Annotated in this window: 14 protein-coding genes and 3 pseudogenes; 7 read left to right on the forward strand and 10 right to left on the reverse strand. The window is 59.3% G+C overall.

Annotated features, from left to right (window positions below):
* Positions 1-54: 54 nt before the first annotated feature.
* Positions 55-609, reverse strand: a pseudogene (locus tag RN01_RS31040) (NAD(P)H-dependent flavin oxidoreductase); the annotation flags it as partial.
* An 18-nt stretch (positions 610-627) separates the two neighbouring features.
* Positions 628-1,224, reverse strand: a complete 597-nt coding sequence (locus tag RN01_RS31045) for a nitronate monooxygenase (protein WP_017511943.1) — start codon at positions 1,222-1,224, stop codon at positions 628-630.
* A gap of 501 nt (positions 1,225-1,725) precedes the next feature.
* On the opposite strand from RN01_RS31045, the pseudogene RN01_RS31050 reads away from it, so the two are divergent.
* The 3 genes and pseudogenes from RN01_RS31050 to RN01_RS31060 form a co-directional block, all read left to right on the forward strand.
* Positions 1,726-2,100, forward strand: a pseudogene (locus RN01_RS31050) (type IV toxin-antitoxin system AbiEi family antitoxin domain-containing protein); the annotation flags it as partial.
* A 322-nt stretch (positions 2,101-2,422) separates the two neighbouring features.
* Entirely contained in the window at positions 2,423-2,659 is a 237-nt protein-coding gene (locus tag RN01_RS31055; RefSeq protein ID WP_008652555.1) for a type II toxin-antitoxin system VapB family antitoxin, read from the forward strand.
* Positions 2,613-2,858, forward strand: coding sequence for a cytochrome c1 (locus RN01_RS31060; RefSeq protein ID WP_223277379.1), 246 nt, complete (start codon positions 2,613-2,615; stop codon positions 2,856-2,858). Before RN01_RS31055 ends, RN01_RS31060 begins: the two co-directional genes overlap by 47 nt.
* 543 nt (positions 2,859-3,401) lie before the next feature.
* Here RN01_RS31060 and RN01_RS31070 read toward each other — a convergent pair.
* Positions 3,402-3,683 (reverse strand): hypothetical protein, encoded by a 282-nt coding sequence (locus tag RN01_RS31070; protein WP_008652558.1) that lies wholly within the window; start codon positions 3,681-3,683, stop codon positions 3,402-3,404.
* Between the two features lie 587 nt (positions 3,684-4,270).
* Here RN01_RS31070 and RN01_RS31080 point away from each other — a divergent pair.
* A complete protein-coding gene (locus RN01_RS31080; protein WP_008652562.1) occupies positions 4,271-4,897 on the forward strand; it encodes a tyrosine-type recombinase/integrase in 627 nt (208 codons plus the stop codon).
* Between the two features lie 431 nt (positions 4,898-5,328).
* On the opposite strand, the pseudogene RN01_RS31085 reads toward RN01_RS31080, so the two are convergent.
* From RN01_RS31085 to RN01_RS35105, 4 genes and pseudogenes are all read right to left on the reverse strand, one after another.
* A pseudogene (locus RN01_RS31085) lies at positions 5,329-5,979 on the reverse strand (acyl-CoA dehydrogenase family protein); the annotation flags it as partial.
* 624 nt (positions 5,980-6,603) lie between these two features.
* Positions 6,604-6,957, reverse strand: coding sequence for a hypothetical protein (locus tag RN01_RS31095; protein WP_008652569.1), 354 nt, complete (start codon positions 6,955-6,957; stop codon positions 6,604-6,606).
* A 67-nt stretch (positions 6,958-7,024) separates the two neighbouring features.
* Positions 7,025-7,894, reverse strand: coding sequence for a c-type cytochrome (locus RN01_RS31100; protein WP_008652570.1), 870 nt, complete (start codon positions 7,892-7,894; stop codon positions 7,025-7,027).
* Positions 7,895-8,042: 148 nt separating this feature from the next.
* On the reverse strand, positions 8,043-8,180 hold the full coding sequence (locus RN01_RS35105) for a four-helix bundle copper-binding protein (protein WP_111733881.1): 138 nt from the start codon (positions 8,178-8,180) through the stop codon (positions 8,043-8,045).
* A gap of 541 nt (positions 8,181-8,721) precedes the next feature.
* Between RN01_RS35105 and RN01_RS33600 the strand changes: the two genes are divergently transcribed.
* Both RN01_RS33600 and copK read left to right on the forward strand, forming a co-directional pair.
* On the forward strand, positions 8,722-9,066 hold the full coding sequence (locus tag RN01_RS33600) for a Cu(II)/Cu(I) resistance protein CopM (RefSeq protein WP_133428603.1): 345 nt from the start codon (positions 8,722-8,724) through the stop codon (positions 9,064-9,066).
* Between the two features lie 29 nt (positions 9,067-9,095).
* The gene (copK, locus tag RN01_RS31105; protein WP_008652571.1) at positions 9,096-9,380 is read left to right on the forward strand and encodes a periplasmic Cu(I)/Cu(II)-binding protein CopK; all 285 of its coding nucleotides are present in this window, start codon (positions 9,096-9,098) and stop codon (positions 9,378-9,380) included.
* A 24-nt stretch (positions 9,381-9,404) separates the two neighbouring features.
* Here the strand turns inward: copK and RN01_RS31110 are convergent, their stop codons facing one another.
* The 3 genes from RN01_RS31110 to RN01_RS31120 are packed head-to-tail and all read right to left on the reverse strand — an operon-like array spanning position 9,405 to position 12,024.
* Positions 9,405-9,899 (reverse strand): hypothetical protein, encoded by a 495-nt coding sequence (locus tag RN01_RS31110; RefSeq protein WP_011514844.1) that lies wholly within the window; start codon positions 9,897-9,899, stop codon positions 9,405-9,407.
* 50 nt (positions 9,900-9,949) lie between these two features.
* On the reverse strand, positions 9,950-11,341 hold the full coding sequence (locus RN01_RS31115; RefSeq protein WP_008652574.1) for a heavy metal sensor histidine kinase: 1,392 nt from the start codon (positions 11,339-11,341) through the stop codon (positions 9,950-9,952).
* Positions 11,338-12,024 carry a heavy metal response regulator transcription factor gene (locus RN01_RS31120; protein WP_008652575.1) on the reverse strand — a complete coding sequence of 229 codons (687 nt, stop codon included), beginning with the start codon at positions 12,022-12,024 and terminating at the stop codon, positions 11,338-11,340. The genes RN01_RS31115 and RN01_RS31120 overlap by 4 nt, the downstream gene beginning before the upstream one ends.
* Before the next feature lie 203 nt (positions 12,025-12,227).
* On the opposite strand from RN01_RS31120, the gene RN01_RS31125 reads away from it, so the two are divergent.
* A complete protein-coding gene (locus tag RN01_RS31125; protein WP_011229403.1) occupies positions 12,228-14,072 on the forward strand; it encodes a copper resistance system multicopper oxidase in 1,845 nt (614 codons plus the stop codon).
* Positions 14,073-14,405 lie beyond the last annotated feature (333 nt).

The following is a 14,405-nucleotide window of genomic DNA, read 5'->3' on the forward strand; positions in this document are numbered from 1 at the left end:
GTGATCACCTACGCTACAATCTCCTGACCGCGCAGTACCACCTTCCTTCCCTGATCACGTTCGCCGAAACCGCTGATCACCTTCACCGAAATCCGCATCCGAAGCGCGATTCACAAGCTCGGCGACGATCGCTCGCGCTGGCCTCGCCTCTGTCAGTAGCCCTCCTCCGACGCCACTAGGATTGCTGTGCAGGTCCCAGCGACTGGCCGCTGCTGCCGCTGCATTGAAGTCATCCATCAAGACCTTCTGGTACGGATTTGCGAGCGGCTCCAATCCAGAGTCCTCCCAAGCCTTGATCGTGGCTTTCCGGAATCCGCGCATGGGACTTCCAGAGTAGATCCGGTCACTGCGGAAATCCTCCAGCCGCCCTTCAAGAATCTGGGACTTATGTTCGCCGGGAATATTGCATTCCTCGGCAACCAGGAACGCAGTTCCCATCCAAACTCCAACGGCCCCAAACGCCAAAGATGCAGCGATGCCCCGGCCATCGCTGATGCCTCCCGCCGCAATGACGGGGACAGAAACAGAATCGATGACATCAGGAAGCAGCGCAAAATTCGGAATTCGCCCCACATGGCCGCCGGCCTCCAGTCCTTGGGCAATGAGGAGATCTGCGCCGGCGAGCGCCTAGCTTTTAGCTTGCTTCGTGCCAGTGGCTAGTCCCATAACGAGCATCCGCTTCTCGTGCGCAGGCCCCGCGATGAGCTTCAGGTCACCGACCGCCCCTGCGAAGACCTGGACATCTTCCTCTAGAACCGCGTCGATCAAGCTTCGCGTCAAGTCAGCGCGCGAGCCACGAAGGTCCGCATCTGTGCCATCTGCAGTCGCCGCGCCAGACACGGCAATGCGACCATCTAGCTCCACTAGTTCAAGTCCGAAGCCTTTTGCCAATTCACGCACGAAAGCGGCATGCTCAGGGAACTGTTCAATAATCTCTCGCCGGATCCTGTCCCTATCCAGCTCGGCCTTCGCAGCGGCTTGTGGCAATACAAGGTTGACGCCAATGGGCTTAGCCGTCAACGCGCGAGCCTCTCGGATGACTGCACGTAGCCGCGAAGGCGATAGTCCTGCGGCACCGATAACGCCCAATCCTCCGGCTTCCGACACCGCGGCGACAAGGGCCGGAGGCGTTGCACGACCTTGAGATCCCATCCCTGCGAGACAAATGGGGTAGTTGATATCGAGCAGCTCGCACAGTCGCGTCCTGAGATGAATACCTGTCATAGATGTCTCCTAGCAACCATAGATCACGAACTAGCTAGCAACTCGTCCGCATCGCTCAACTCTCCTGGGGCAACGAGGACACCGTGGTCAATTACGAGGATATCGTCGATATATACACCGTGCTCGGTACACACAGCGTCGGGATGGTTCTCTCCACCCCCTCTTCCCACCAAGGAGTGCCAAACCCAATCGCGTCATTGCCCCGCACGCGAATGTCTTCGTTGAACGATTTCCCAGTAAACCGGGCCCGGGGATGAAATCCGTGAGAGAAGTGGATAATTGAGCCGAGCCCCCCGGTACTTGCCCTTCGCAGGGCCGCTTCGAACACCTTCCGATGACTGCCCCCTCCGGCAATGCTGCGAATACGACTTCCACCTCCATGGTTAGCCTGGCTCTGCTGGCAACGCCCGGGGCTGCACGTGGGCGGCCGCACCGCGCTGGACTGGCAGGGCGTGCGACACTTCGTGGCCCTGCGCCCACGGCTCATCTTGGGGCGAGGCGCCCACCACCCTGCCGCGTTGGGTGGACGCCGTCTATGCCTATACCTACCAGGGGTGCGCGCTGTTCGATCGGCGCCTACCGGCAGATTTCGGGATCACTGCCCTGCCCGATCACCATCCGGCGGTACGGGTGTCGGTGCCCGAGCGTGCGATCCTGGAACTGGTAAGCGACTGCACCATGAGTTCGCCCGAAGGCATGCGGCTCGTCCTCGGCGCGCTGCGCACCGTCCGCCGTCCCGTCCTCGAGCGGTTGCTGACGCATTGTCACCACCTGGACATCCGCCTGGTACTCGCCACGCTGGCCGGCCAACTCGACGCGCCCTGGGCGCAGTGGGTGGAGCGACACCTTGCCGCACGGCCGCTTAGCGCGCCGTGACGGCGTGCGCCACGCCGGGGCCGCCTTGGCGCACGCCGTCACGGCGCGCAGGAAACGAAGTGGCCGAGGTGCAGGCGCGGTCGCAGGCGACTCAGGCGGAACGGTTGCAGCCATGGCGGCTCCAAGCGTCGGAGCCCGCGCGGCACGGACTGGAGACAGAACGCAGACCACAGGTATCGGCGGCAGACAAGAATTGGCCTGCAGTGGACACACCGATTTTGCAGGCCTGTGGTGGCAAAACGCCCGCATTCCCAATGTAAGTGCGCACCAAAATCGACATCATTGGATGCTATAGTCTGTGCCGGTACTTGCGGAGATTCCTATGCGTACGACGATTACGCTTGACGATGAACTGCTGGCCAAGGCCCGTGCCTATACGGGGCTGGAAGAGAAAACGGCACTTGTGCGCGAGGCGCTAAAGGCCTTGATCCAGCGTGAAGCCGCCAAACGACTCGCGAACCTTGGCGGGAGCCAACCTGGCATCGAAGGGGCACCGCGTCGCCGCAGCGACGATGACGAAAACCGGATCGGTGAGCCACCAGACGGTGGATCAGATTAAGATCATTGAGGCTCCTGTCAATGGCGACGCACCGAATACGGTTGACGAAGAGGCCAAGGTCCTTACACGTTCACTGCCAGGCGTGGAGTCGGTCGCCGACGAAGACGGCGCGATGATCATCCGGTTCAGTGACGGAACTGAGGCTACTGTCGTGCGCAGCTTTCTCGCGTGGGCGGGCGATCCGACGTTTGAGCTTTGACTCCCTCGTGATGAGCGGACGGGCATGGCGTGTTCCCCTCGACCCCGAGTTCAGGCCGATTGAATTGGCAGCAGAAGTTGCGCGCGCGCTCTTCTCGCAATTCGCTCCCAATGCCGATGAGATTACGTTCTTATTCAAGCAGGACGTCGAATTTTTCACCCCGGAGCAAATTGGTCTAGCGTGGCTTGTCCCAATTGCGATGTGGACATCGAAGACTGGTGGGTGACCAAGATGGATGATTTCGCTGTGGGCAGACTACCTGACCTGCTGGTCAAGACTGCTGCTGTCAGGCTACCGTCTCATTGAACGATCTCAGATATTTGTGGCCGACAGCATTTGGACGGCTCGTACTTGAGGCGATGAATCCGAATCTACGCACCCTATCGGGTGAGCAAGAATCGCAACTCGAAGATGCGCTCGGCTGCAAGCTTAGAGCAATCTGTGTACCTATCTAGCTCTGATGCTCTCAACCGCCCGGAGAACGCCTGCTGTAACGGTGCTGCGCGCGAGCGCCGGCGACCGAAGGCCTTCCGAGTTTTCGCGTCATTTCCATTGGAATGATGCTGCTCGCACGAACTGCACACGCGCCTCCTCGGGCAGCCATGAAAATCCAATCTCGAGCCCGTGATCACACGCATCAGAGCATTTCGAAATGTCGACGTACTGCCAATGTTCCGGACGACACGCTTCTGCCCATATCCGCTCGAAAATGGCGCGGTCGTCGGAATCATGTGAGATGTGGTCCAACACAACCGAATAGAACGTCCATGGCTTTTCCCAATCCTTGAACTGAATTGCAACCCCGATGAGGTCAAGCGTGGCCATATTGCTTTGGTCCCAAAGACTCGAAGCGGTCAACGATACCACGCTGAATGGCTGCTTTCGGGTGTGATATGAAGGGTCGGTCACGGCCCGCTCACCGAGACGCCCCCTGCGTCCCGCACAGGAACTCGGCGATTGAGTCTCGGCAACCAACGAATCGGCAAGATCCGAAGCTGCCCCCGCACGAAAATTTTGGTCCTATGCTTCGGCTCTTCGGAGCCTGCGGTGCCTTCGGGCGCGCGCTCATGACGATCAGTATCTCGCTGATCCGAGGAAGCCTCCGGCCGTCACATGCTGCAATCCCCTTCTGCCACGGAGATAAGCGATGGATGACCATACCCAGATTCTCGTCTGCAAATGCGGGGGCCCCGTCCGGATTCGCGAACTGCACTTCGAAATCGGAGGCAACCAGGCCTTGGACTGTGCGCCATGTCCGCTGTGCTACCGAAAGCTCTACCAGATGTGCGTTGAAGGGGTCGTCTCGGCCGAACTGGTTTCGGAGGTGGAGTGGGACTAGCGCCCAGCGCCCACAACTTGAGGGGCTCCGGCACAAGCGCAAAATGGGCTCCCATCAACTCTAGGAGCTAGTCATGACTACCTCCCAAACATCTGTCACCCACCACGACCCGTGGAACAAGGGAAGACTGACGGGGCAGAAACCTCCGTTGAAGCTATCCGAGATCTGGGCCATCCGTACGCGCCTTCAGCTCACCGCAAACACGAGAGACTTGGCGATGTTCAACCTCGCCATCGACAGCAAACTGCGCGCTTGCGATCTGATCCGTCTCCGCGTTCAGGATGTCAGCGTAGGAAGACAAGTTGGCATGCGTGCGACGGTCATGCAGCAAAAGACCCATCGACCGGTGCAGTTTGAGATTACTGGCCCGACTCGCGAATGCCTCCAGGCCTGGATACATGCACGGGGATTGAGCTGCGGCGACTTTCTCTTCCCCAGTCGTTTGCATTCTTCGCCCCATATATCGACCCGACAATATGCCCGATTGGTCCATCGGTGGGTAGCCTCGATCGGCCTGGACACCTCCGCTTATGGGACGCATTCAATCCGGCGAACGAAGGTCTCTTTGATCTACCGACGGACCAAGAACTTAAGAGCCGTCCAACTGCTCCTCGGTCATACCAAGCTCGAGAGCACCGTCAGGTATTTGGGCATTGAGGTTGATGACGCTTTGGAGATTGCAGAGCAAACCGAAGTCTGACCTTTACATCGGCCGGCAGGCGGTCGCTTGTCGGCCATTAGGGGCCATTTGGTTGGTAGACGTTCGTGACCGAACTCCCCTCATTCCGGACGTAGACGCCTCTGTACCTGAATCCCAACCAAGTCGGGGAGACGCCGAACAGAATCCGCCACCCTCCGCGCATCCCGTCGCACCAATTACGCACGTTGCAAGCAAATATTAGAAAGCACTGGACAAGTCAAGCCACGAGGCCAGTGATTCGCAGGATTGACGCGCAACGCGGGTCGCTTCGCAGTTCCGGCAACCTGCGGCGCGATGCATCTCGGGTGGGATGACCGCACGGTATGTTGACATGCATCCAGAGGTCGCAGCCGAAGCGGTTCTCGGCGAACAGCCTGTTGACCCCGCTTGATGCTGGCGTGGACGTCGCGATCAGGATTGCACGTGCGCATTCAAGACCCATGCCTCTGCAGGATTTCCTTGGCGATCGTGTTACGCTGGATTTCGCTGGTTCCCGTGACGATGCGGTATAGCCGGAGCCTGCGGAAGATGAACTCGACCGGATGGTTCTTCGTGACACCCACGTTGCCATGAATCTGCACGGCCTTGTCCGCGATCTGGAAGCAGGCTTCCGAGACGAAGAGCTTGCACATCGACGCCTCCATGCGGACGTCACTGCCTGCATCGGCACGGCGCGCGGCAGCCAGCACCATGCTCTCGCAGGCAAACAGGCTGGACGCCATGTCCGCCAGCATGTGCTGGATGGCCTGGAATCGCATGATCGGGCCGCCGAACTGGCGGCGCGTGTTCGCGTAGTCAATGGACAAGCGCAGCGCCTGGCGGGCCAGGCCGATCATGGTCGGGCAGTGCAATAGGCGGTTGAGGCTGATCCGGTTCATCGCAAGCCGGAAACCGTTGCCTTCGCCGCCGATGCAGTTGCAGCGTGGCACGCGGACATTGTCGAGGATGATGTCGGCGTCCACGTACTGGCCGGTGATGGGCACGCAGGCGGTATCGAGTGTCACTCCCGGGCTGTCCAGATCGATAAAGATCGCGGAGATGCCTTCGTTGCCCTTGTCGGGGTCCGTGACGCACATCGCAAGTCCAAGCCAATTCAGAGACGACTCAGGACAAGGACAGGGATCGCAAGAACTTCGCTGAGATCTTTGAAGTGGCCGGAGTTGGCACCTGACGGTTGCTGTTCCATCGGCATGGAGGCGGTGGCGTAAAAAAAAGCCGCCCGGAGGCGGCTTTTGCCAAAGTTGCTTAGGGCAGCGCTACAGCCACAAGTGCACTCATACCCAGCCCGTGAATCGTTTCCAACACAGACAACACAGACAGCTTCACGAAATCCAGAGAGTTTTTGCCCATACCTTCACCTTCGGCCTTTCCGACACCAGTTGATGTCGAGTTAATATTTGTCATACCGCGCAGCTTGACGAAGTCAAGCACCACCAGCAGGAGAAAATAAAAGACCAGGTATGAGGCACCCAGCAGGGTCGAACTGCCCGCAACCGCCCCTGACCTAAGCAACCTTGCCGTGGATTATGCCAGATCGGCCCGTGTTCTCACGCTCGGGCGTGGCGCTTCCGGTCACAGGGGCGTTTTCTCACGATTGCCAAGCTGCATGAAGGGGCGTGCAGCGAGCGCGTCAACGAAGATTTTCTGCATTGCTGCCATCCTGTCGGCCACGGGCGGCGACTCGTATGTCCATCGGCGCCCTTTACCTACAGGTAGCCGCCCACAAGGCCGCCGGCCTGGTGCAGCATTTCCCGCAGCCACGCGTCGCGGTCCAGACCCAAATTCCGGCCGTAGGGATCGTCGTTGGGGTCGGGCGCATCGCGCTGCGCCAGCGCCTCGGCAAATTCCGCGGCAGCCTGATTACCAGCGAGGTCGACAGCAGCTGCGTTGCCCAGTGCAATCCATCCGCCAGACTGGCCCATTAGAGCCTGTGCACCGTCCAGATCAATAGCCCGCAAGGCGCCGCGCGCGGTCGCGTGTGCTGTGAGTTGGTAGTCGGCCGCAGCGTCCAGCGCGGCCTGCGCCTCGGCCTCGCGCGCGCGGTAGATATCCGGATTCATAGGGACGTTTCCTTAAGCCTGCCACGAAAATCTGGTCGCAAGATACCGAACGGTCGAGTCTTGCAAATCATGCCCGACCTGTCTCATCTGCGCTGAGAACGCAGGGAGCGTCGGATCGGCAAACGGCTCGCTGACGTAGAGTTCGGCACGCGAAATCACCGGTGTACGACAGCGACCCGACAAAGAAGGCAGTGGCCCACCTGTCGTCGTCTGGCAGCGCGCCGAAACTTGGCATGGCGGTGCCGGTAACACCGTTGCTGAGCACTTGATGCAGCGCGAAGAGGCTTCGCTCCTGCGCGCGCAGATGATCGGTCAGATCGGTTGGCTTCGGATCGAGCGTCGCAGCCAGCGGCCCATCACCACGCCCCTGCGCGCCATGGCAACTTGCGCACTGCGCCTGGAACAGCTGAGCGCCCCGACTTAGATCGGGTACTTTGGCAGGCGCCACTGGAAAAGGGTACGCGCGCTGTACAGCGGCCGCGAGTTCGTGGGCGATTTGCGCCACGGCAACCGCTGTGGCCTTGTTCGCGACTGCCTCGCGCAATGACGCTGCCTGCTCGCGTAGCGATTGAGTGGCGGGACCCTGAGGCAACTCTCCCAGTTGGCGCTCCGCTGTGGCCGCAAACTCCTGCATCTCCGCATATTCGGATCCATTGAGCACCTTGCCATCGTCCACCGCACCGCCGTAGTCAACCGCGACGTAGTCCAGGAGTTGCCAAATCTGCCGGGCTTTGGCGTCGAAGGCCTCCGCGGCGTGGACAAAGTTCGTGAACAACGCGCTGATCGTCAGCAGCAGTGCAATCGGCCAACGGCTCAGAACTCGGCAAAACATGGAGGCACCCCGGATATTCATTCGGAAATGAGTGTAATTCGCATTCGCCACCACGTCCACGCCAAACGCTTCGTTCCCGCCACCCTGCGACGCATTAGTGTCCAACGATGGCGTCGTCGGCTAGGCCAAGCGAGATCCTACCGTCAAGTGAGGCCTAAGGATCGCGCCGGATCTCAATGTAATCCCCCCGACAGTTTCCGGTTAACTCCTCGTACTGAGTCCCTCGCATTGCAGACGCCGCAAAACTGACAAGTCAATGCGACGCACCGTGCTTGCTGCATTCCTTCTCGCACCTTTCGCAAATCGTGGCACACAGCGCACAGATCTCCCTTGCGTGCTGGGGCTTTCTGAGGCCACCATCGCCGCTGCGAATGCGCAGGCCTGCACGCACCCGATATCAAGTTCGATGCTGTAGCGAGGCGTCTCAATGAACGCCCGCGCAAGACACTAAACTTCGGTACGCCGGCTGAACGACTCCATCAAGCTGTTGCGTTGACCGGTTGAATCCACAGGTGAAATCCGCTGCCACGCCGCAATGCCCACGCGCATCCACGAAGAATGCGCATCCAATCGTTAAATGACGGGAATCTAACCGCCACATGACATAGTTCTTTCAGAGCGGCTTCAAGTATTACCGCATCAGAAGCGATGCAATGCTCTTAAATTTTTCAATATCCAATCCAAGCTCCAGACGTTTGCCTTTGCATTGGCGCGATCAACGCAGGAAAAGATTTGTATTCATTACCGTATGAAACTGTATCTTCAATTTCTTCCCCGCCAGTGTTACCTCGTTAACATCAATCTTTCGGGAGGATTACATTTTCGCTCTATACGGCCCGCTGCTCGGGTCCGGGAATAAAATTAAATTGAAAAGACAGTTCTCGAACGCCCCATCCGCTACTTGTAATGTCAGGATGCGAATGAAAGCAGGCATGCCACTCCTCTTGTCCGTTGGCGCAGCCATCTGCCTTGTGCCGGGACAGGTGTGGGCAATACAACTGGCATGGGTTGCCGAGACACCGACTGGACTGGGCATTGATGGCATCAAGGCCGAACGCCGCGACGACGGGGATGAGGTCCAGCTATTGGTGTTGGCGGCCAATCCCCGGCATCACTCGATGAAGCATGTTACGCCGCCGAAGGCGACGAGCCAGCCGCCGGACCGATCGACGCCGGCATCTGCACCGGACAGTCAACAGGCGGGTTGCGAAGATGACAAGAAGACAAGGTCCACTGAACCTGTTGTTCCACAACATGGTGGACCCAATGCGCCCTAGTGCAGGACCATAACCTGGAGATCTAAACGATGAAACAAAAACTGATGGTCGGAGCCTTCATTGCTGCCGTATCGCTGAGTGCGGCGGCGGTCGATATGAGCAATGTCGTTAAAACCTACGATTTGCAGGACGGCTCGAAGGTGCACGTTTTCAAGGACGGCAAGATGGGCATGGAGAACAAGTTCGGCAAGTCCATGAACATGCCGGAAGGCAAGGTCATGGAGACCAGGGATGGCACGAAAATCATCATGAAGGGCAACGAGATTTTCAGGCTCGACGAAGCCCTCAGGAAGGGCCACAGCGAAGGGGGCTGATGCTGCCAGGGCGCGTTGCGCGCCCTACTTCGCCCACTCGGGGGATGCAGAAACGAAAATCCGCAACGGCCTCGTTGCCTGCATTCTCCATTCCTGCCGTTCCCCCGCAAGCAAATGAATCGTCACGGGCTGACTATTCGCCATTGGCGTCATGGCTTCGCTCTGCGATAGCACGACAGCGACGTCGATGCTTTTTTCACCCAGGTTTCGCAAGCTGAGCGAAACCGACTCACCGGTCCGGACGGCACGGCTCGCAGGCTGGCCGTCGAGACGGTCCACCTCCACGACCCACTCCGTCGCCGGCCATGTCTTTCCCGACGCGCCCGGCGCCAGATAGGCGGCCGCGGCAGGTTGCACGTCCGGGATGGGGATGATGTGTGCGTGAGCGACAAGCCCCGATAAGCTCGCCAGCCCAACGATTCCATATCTAATTCGACGCAACGCTTGCCTCCACTGCAGTAAGATTTGAAAGCCCATCGGGTCACTTGCTTCCGCCTCGCGGCGCAAGCTGACCAGCACGGCAGCCCACCCCAGGCAGCGCTGCTGTGCGCGAGGCCCTTGCGCGGGCCTCAGGTCAGTCCGAGGCGACCATGCGGGAACGTCATGGTGAAACGGGTTTTTCCGCCGGAACAGTCCGCGGCAATTTTTCCGCCATGCGCAACCACGATCGCCTTGGTGATCGACAGTCCCAGTCCGACACTGTCCGAATCCAGTCGCGTCCTGGACTTATCTGCCCGAAAAAACCGATCAAAAATGTAAGGAAGCAGATCCGGCCGGATTTCCTCGCCCTCATTCTCCACCACGATCATGGCATCAGTTCCGTGCTCCCGTACAGACACCAGGATCTGACGACCCTCCGCGGTGTAACGCAGCGCATTGGATAAGAGGTTGCTGAGCGCCCGACGCATCATCAGACGGTCGCCCGCTAATTTGGCGTTCCCCTGCAGTTGCAGGTTGACCCCCTTGTCCTCGGCCAGCGCGTCGTAGAAGTCGAAGAGTGCCAGCACTTCATCGGCAATATCGATCGACTCCTCATTGGGCAGCGTGATGCCGTGCTCCATTTTTGCCAGATACAGCATATCCGAGACCATCCGTCCAAGACGCTGCAATTCCTCGGCGTTTGAGGTCAGCACATCGCGATACTTTGCGGCGTCACGCGGCTGGGACAGAACGACATGTGTCTGCGTCATGAGGTTGGTAATCGGGGTGCGCAACTCGTGCGCCAGATCTGACGAAAATTCCGACAACCGTTGAAAATCGTTCTGCAGACGCTCGAGCATCGCGTTCAATGTCGCCGCGAGATCCGCCATCTCGACTGGCACCGCGGCCACCGGCATGCGCGCATCCAATCGGTTCGCCGTCACATCTTTAGCGCGCGATGCCATCATGCGCAGTGGCGCCAGACCGCGGCGCGCAGCCCACCAGCCCAGCAAGCCGCTAGCGAAAGCAGCGAGCGTTGTATAGAAAGCCAAGGACCGGCGGAAGGCATGCATAAAGTGTGCATGAATCTCCGTGTCCATTCCGACGACCACTTTCAAGGCGCCCACATCCGAGCCTAAAACGGGCACCTCCGCTCGCATGCCGCGGTAGTGCTTGGTTTCCTGCTGCCACACGAAGGTGCCTTCGGAGTTCGGCCCCTCGTTCGTAGCGCTCTCCGCCGGCCTGAAATCGAAATCCCGCGTGGCAAAAATCGTCTTGCCTTGCGCGGTCTGCACCCGTGCGACAAAGCCGGGATGGTGCTCCACCAACTCCTGCAGGCGCGCAGGCAGACGTTCCACAGGAGTTTCATCCGCGACGCGTTCAATCAGACGGATGTTGTCCCCCAGCACCACAAAATCTTCGTTGGCGAAGTGCCGGTCCATCGCCAGCCAGATAAGCACGCCAAGTCCGAGCAGGACCACTGCGGAGGAAAGCGAGAACAGGATGGTCAGCCGAACAGTCAGGGACAGACGGTGCCTCATAGAGGATCCTCAGGTGCCTCGAGGACGTATCCCATGCCGCGCACAGTCTGGATCAGCTTTACTTCAAAGCCGTCATCGATTTTTGCCCGCAGGCGCCGGATCGCCACGTCGATCACGTTACTATCGCTATCGAAGTTCATGTCCCACACCTGGGAGGCAATGAGGGATCGGGGAAGCACCTCCCCCCTTCGACGCGCAAACAACTCGAGCAAGGCGAATTCCTTACTGGTCAGCGTGATGCGTCGCCCACCGCGAGACGCTCGCCGCCGGCTCAGATCCAGAATCAGATCGGCCACTTGAATCCGGTCCATCGCTAGTTGCACCGCGCCTCGACGCAGCAGCGTCCTGACCCTGGCAAGCAGCTCCGAAAAGGCAAATGGCTTGACCAGATAGTCATCCGCGCCGAGCTCGAGGCCTCGCACGCGATCGGCAACACTGTCTCGCGCCGTCAGAAACAAGACCGGGACCGCGTTCCCTGACGCGCGGATGGCATGCAGAATATGCCATCCGTCGACGTCGGGCAGCATGACATCGAGGATGATGAGATCGTAGGTTTCATTGACCGCAAAGTGTTGACCATCGAGTCCATTGGCGACCAGGTCGACCACGAACCCCGCCTCGGTCAGGCCCTGCCGGAGATACTCCCCCGTCTTGACTTCATCTTCCACTACCAGCAGTTTCATTACCCAACCTCCTCCCAACGCGATCGGCCGGGTTTTGTTAATACAAATTTTTATCTTCGGCGTAGTCTACCCAGTACGCACCGAGGTGACCCCAACCTGTCCGGAATGTAATGTTCAGGTAAGTCGTCGGTAGCCAGCATCTCGCTACTCTTTGACCTGCCGCAAAAACCGAAGCGGCCATTCAAGCGAAAAGGACTATTTTCATGCGACGTGATCGACTGTCTGGCATCTTGCTGCCCAACCTGCCACGCCGCCGTTTCGTACAAGGTTTGGCCGCCGGCGGGGTAATGGCGGGGCTGAGTGCTTTGGGCGGAACTGCGTGGGCACAATCATCGGGACTCCCCGAAAGCGCTTCATCCGGCACCGCCCCGGTATTGACGGGGACGGAGTTTGACCTTGTCATCGCCGAATCGGTTGTCAACTTTACCGGTACGCCGCGGGTGGCGACAACTATCAATGGGATGCTTCCCGGTCCGACGTTGCGCTGGCGGCAAGGCGACACCGTGACGATCCGCGTCACGAACCGCTTGCACGAGCACACGTCAATCCACTGGCACGGCATCATCCTGCCGTTCCAGATGGACGGCGTACCGGGAATCAGCTTTGCCGGTATCGCCCCCGGCGAGACATTTACCTACCAGTTCAAGGTCGAACAAACCGGCAGCTACTGGTATCACTCGCATTCCGGCTTCCAGGAAATGACCGGTGTGTATGGCGGCATCGTGATTGATCCGGCCACCGGCGTGGACGGTGTGCGAGCCGACAGGGACTACACCATTCTGCTCTCGGACTGGACCGACGAGGACCCCATGCGAGTCCTGTCGAAACTGAAGGTTCAGAGCGACTACTACAACTACATCAAGCCCACCGTCTTCGATTTTTTCCGCGACGTTTCAAACGACGGTGTGAAGAGCGCTTTCGAGAAGCGCAAGATGTGGAACGAGATGCGGATGAATCCGACCGACCTGGCGGATCTTTCCGGTGCCACACTGACCTATCTGACCAATGGCGTTACCCCCGCTGGCAATTGGACTGGCTTGTTCAAGCCCGGTGAGAAGGTACGCCTGCGGTTCATCAATGGGTCCGGGAATACGTTCTATGACGTACGTATTCCCGGCCTGAAGCTCAAGGTCATTCAAGTCGACGGCCAGAACCTGGAACCCGTAAGCGTTGACGAGTTCCGCTTTGGTCCCGGCGAGACCTACGACGTGCTGGTGGAACCGCGAGACGACGCCTATACGATCTTCTCCCAATCCATGGATCGCACTGGCTACGCCCGCGGCACACTCGCGGTGCGCGCAGGACTCAACGCCCAGGTGCCGGCCGTGGACAAGCCCGAGTGGCTCACCATGAGCGACATGATGGGTGGCATGGGTGGCATGGGTGGCATGGACCACAGCAAGATGGACATGGGCGGCATGAACCAAGGCAGCATGGCTGGCATGAACCATGGGGCCATGACCATGGACCATAGCCAGCACGCGATGGGCGGCATGGCCATGGATGCTTCGCTCAAGGTCCCCAGCACGAAGGCTCGGCACGCCAAGACCGAATATGGCGCGAACACGGACATGCGCGTGGACATGGCCAGAACGAATCTCGACGACCCTGGCATCGGTCTGCGTAACAACGGCCGCCGCGTTCTGACGCTGGCCGATCAACATACCATTGGCGGCCCCCTCGACAAGCGCGGTCCTGCTCGGGAAGTTGAACTGCACCTCACCGGCAACATGGAACGCTACTCCTGGTCAATCGATGGTGTTGAGTACGGCAAATCCACACCGGTCCGTTTCAAGTACGGTGAACGACTGCGCGTGATTCTGCACAACGACACGATGATGACTCACCCGATGCACCTGCACGGCATGTGGAGTGAGCTCGAGTCGCCTGACGGTTCGTTCCAGGCCCGGCGACATACCATTCCGGTCCAACCTGCGCAGCGGATCAGCTTCCTGGTAACCGCCGACGCATTGGGCCGCTGGGCATGGCACTGCCACCTTATGTTGCACATGGATGCCGGGATGTTCCGCGAAGTACTTGTGGCCTGATCCGACTCTCTTCAACCGACTACCAGATCCCATGTACAAGTACACACGAATTGCAGTCGCCGCCCTGCTCACTGCAGGAATGAGCGCCGCGTGGGCACAGCACTCGCATTCGCCCAACAGTTCAAACAACGATGGTGCGCCGGCAAACGAAGCAACGCCGGATTCACGCCCCCAGAAGGCGACAGCCCCAACCGCGAAGAAGCAGGGCTCAACGCCGAGCGCAGGACAAGGCTCAATGCAGGGCATGGACCACAGCAAGATGCAGGGCATGGACCAGGGCTCGATGCAGGGCATGGACCACAGCAAGATGCAAGGCATGGACCAGGGCTCAAT

This window comes from Cupriavidus sp. SHE (genome assembly GCF_000812445.1).
GTDB classification, from domain to species: Bacteria; Pseudomonadota; Gammaproteobacteria; order Burkholderiales; family Burkholderiaceae; genus Cupriavidus; species Cupriavidus metallidurans.